Origin of the sequence: Halopseudomonas pelagia CL-AP6, from assembly GCF_000410875.1 — a bacterium.
In the GTDB taxonomy this organism is placed as follows: Bacteria; Pseudomonadota; Gammaproteobacteria; order Pseudomonadales; family Pseudomonadaceae; genus Halopseudomonas; species Halopseudomonas pelagia.
Genome location: NZ_AROI01000050.1, coordinates 1 through 3666, shown reverse-complemented (window position 1 = coordinate 3666; position 3666 = coordinate 1). Strand labels below are relative to the sequence as shown.

General features: G+C 51.8%; 2 tRNA genes and 2 rRNA genes. All 4 read left to right on the top strand.

What is annotated here, in order from left to right:
- The first annotated feature begins 4 nt into the window (after positions 1–4).
- Positions 5–81, top strand: a tRNA-Ile gene (locus K787_RS0120970).
- Between the two features lie 28 nt (positions 82–109).
- A tRNA-Ala gene (locus tag K787_RS0120965) sits at positions 110–185 on the top strand.
- Positions 186–479: 294 nt separating this feature from the next.
- Positions 480–3369 (top strand): 23S ribosomal RNA (locus tag K787_RS0120960).
- A 148-nt stretch (positions 3370–3517) separates the two neighbouring features.
- Positions 3518–3633, top strand: a 5S ribosomal RNA gene (gene rrf, locus K787_RS0120955).
- Positions 3634–3666 lie beyond the last annotated feature (33 nt).

Below are 3666 nucleotides of genomic sequence, written 5' to 3'. Positions count from 1 at the left end.
AATTGGGTCTGTAGCTCAGTTGGTTAGAGCGCACCCCTGATAAGGGTGAGGTCGGCAGTTCGAATCTGCCCAGACCCACCAATTGTCGAGGTGTGAAGGTCTTGAAAAAGGGGCCATAGCTCAGCTGGGAGAGCGCCTGCCTTGCACGCAGGAGGTCAGCGGTTCGATCCCGCTTGGCTCCACCAAGACGCAGTAGGTTAGAGACAACCAATCGCTAGACGCCAGAGTTCATACATGAACAATCACCGGGAAGGCTCCGAGTGGATTGTTGATGTCTGGTCTTTGTGCCAGTCGCTCTTTAACAATGTGGGAAAGTGATAGAAATGATAGACATAACAGACGTTTCACTGCGATCTGTTATGGCTAAGGTAACTTGTAATCTCAACGCAAGTTCCGGATTGTCGTGAATCATGTCATGACATATCGCTTTGAATGATCGGCGCTAGCTTCGGCTAACGACAGATTGTTTGGGGTTATATGGTCAAGTGAATAAGCGCATACGGTGGATGCCTTGGCAGTCAGAGGCGATGAAAGACGTTGTAGCCTGCGATAAGCTCCGGGGAGTCGGCAAACAGACTTTGATCCGGAGATCTCTGAATGGGGAAACCCACTTAGCATAAGCTAGGTATCACACACTGAATACATAGGTGTGTGAGGCGAACCGGGGGAACTGAAACATCTAAGTACCCCGAGGAAAAGAAATCAACCGAGATTCCCCAAGTAGCGGCGAGCGAACGGGGAGCAGCCCTTAAGCATTTTAGAGTTTAGTGGAAGGTCCTGGAAATGGCCGCCATAGTGGGTGATAGCCCCGTACACGAAAAGCTCTCTAGTGTGAAATCGAGTAGGACGGCGCACGTGAAACGTTGTCTGAACATGGGGGGACCATCCTCCAAGGCTAAATACTCCTGACTGACCGATAGTGAACCAGTACCGTGAGGGAAAGGCGAAAAGAACCCCTGTGAGGGGAGTGAAATAGATCCTGAAACCGTATGCGTACAAGCAGTGGGAGCCCACTTGTTGGGTGACTGCGTACCTTTTGTATAATGGGTCAGCGACTTATATTCTGTGGCGAGCTTAACCGTCTAGGGGAGGCGTAGGGAAACCGAGTCTTAATAGGGCGTTTAGTCGCAGGGTATAGACCCGAAACCGGGCGATCTATCCATGGGCAGGTTGAAGGTTGAGTAACATCAACTGGAGGACCGAACCGACTACCGTTGAAAAGTTAGCGGATGACTTGTGGATAGGAGTGAAAGGCTAATCAAGCTCGGAGATAGCTGGTTCTCCTCGAAAGCTATTTAGGTAGCGCCTCGTGTATCACCACTGGGGGTAGAGCACTGTTTGGGCTAGGGGGTCATCCCGACTTACCAACCCCATGCAAACTCCGAATACCAGTGAGTGTCAGCACGGGAGACACACGGCGGGTGCTAACGTCCGTCGTGAAAAGGGAAACAACCCAGACCGTCAGCTAAGGTCCCAAAGTTATGGTTAAGTGGGAAACGATGTGGGAAGGCTTAGACAGCTAGGAGGTTGGCTTAGAAGCAGCCATCCTTTAAAGAAAGCGTAATAGCTCACTAGTCGAGTCGGCCTGCGCGGAAGATTTAACGGGGCTCAAACCATACACCGAAGCTACGGGTTCATCTTAGGATGAGCGGTAGAGGAGCGTTCTGTAAGCCTGTGAAGGTCAATTGAGAAGTTGGCTGGAGGTATCAGAAGTGCGAATGCTGACATGAGTAACGACAATGGGAGTGAAAAACTCCCACGCCGGAAGACCAAGGGTTCCTGCGCAACGTTAATCGACGCAGGGTGAGTCGACCCCTAAGGCGAGGCCGAAAGGCGTAGTCGATGGGAAACGGGTTAATATTCCCGTACTTGTAGTTACTGCGATGGGGGGACGGAGAAGGCTAGGCCAGCACGGCGTTGGTAGTCCGTGTTTAAGGTGGTAGGCTGATTTCTTAGGTAAATCCGGGAGATCAAGGCCGAGAACTGATGACGATCTTTCTTTTAGAAAGAGAAGTGGTTGATGCCATGCTTCCAGGAAAAGCCTCTAAGCTTCAGGTAACTAGAAATCGTACCCCAAACCGACACAGGTGGTCAGGTAGAGAATACCAAGGCGCTTGAGAGAACTCGGGTGAAGGAACTAGGCAAAATGGCACCGTAACTTCGGGAGAAGGTGCGCCGGTGAGGGTGAAGTATTTACTACGTAAGCCCATGCCGGTCGAAGATACCAGGCCGCTGCAACTGTTTATTAAAAACACAGCACTCTGCAAACACGAAAGTGGACGTATAGGGTGTGACGCCTGCCCGGTGCCGGAAGGTTAATTGATGGGGTTAGCTTCGGCGAAGCTCTTGATCGAAGCCCCGGTAAACGGCGGCCGTAACTATAACGGTCCTAAGGTAGCGAAATTCCTTGTCGGGTAAGTTCCGACCTGCACGAATGGCGTAATGATGGCGGCGCTGTCTCCACCCGAGACTCAGTGAAATTGAAATCGCTGTGAAGATGCAGTGTATCCGCGGCTAGACGGAAAGACCCCGTGAACCTTTACTATAGCTTTGCACTGGACTTTGAATTTGTCTGTGTAGGATAGGTGGGAGGCTTTGAAGCGTGGACGCTAGTTCACGTGGAGCCAACCTTGAAATACCACCCTGACAACTTTGAGGTTCTAACTCTGGTCCGTTATCCGGATCGAGGACAGTGTATGGTGGGTAGTTTGACTGGGGCGGTCTCCTCCCAAAGAGTAACGGAGGAGTACGAAGGTGCACTCAGCACGGTCGGAAATCGTGCGTAGAGTATAAAGGCAAAAGTGCGCTTGACTGCGAGACCCACACGTCGAGCAGGTACGAAAGTAGGTCTTAGTGATCCGGTGGTTCTGTATGGAAGGGCCATCGCTCAACGGATAAAAGGTACTCCGGGGATAACAGGCTGATACCGCCCAAGAGTTCATATCGACGGCGGTGTTTGGCACCTCGATGTCGGCTCATCACATCCTGGGGCTGAAGCCGGTCCCAAGGGTATGGCTGTTCGCCATTTAAAGTGGTACGCGAGCTGGGTTTAGAACGTCGTGAGACAGTTCGGTCCCTATCTGCCGTGGACGTTTGAGATTTGAGAGGGGCTGCTCCTAGTACGAGAGGACCGGAGTGGACGAACCCCTGGTGTTCCGGTTGTCACGCCAGTGGCATTGCCGGGTAGCTACGTTCGGAAAAGATAACCGCTGAAAGCATCTAAGCGGGAAACTTGCCTCAAGATGAGATCTCACCGGGAGCTTGACTCCCCTAAAGGGCCGTCGAAGACTACGACGTTGATAGGCTGGGTGTGTAAGCGTTGCAAGGCGTTGAGCTAACCAGTACTAATTGCCCGTGTGGCTTGACCATATAACACCCAAGCAATTTGGTGTGGTCATGACACCGATGAACGACAATCCGAACTTGGATTGAGATGACAGTTACCAGCAACAATCATTTCTATCACCGACCCACCCCTTTACGCCGTGTGGACTCAACAACGCACAGCAACGAATTGCTTGACGACCATAGAGCATTGGAACCACCTGATCCCATCCCGAACTCAGAAGTGAAACGATGCATCGCCGATGGTAGTGTGGGGTTTCCCCATGTGAGAGTAGGTCATCGTCAAGCGCTTATACTGAATAGCCCCGCCTGGAAACAGTG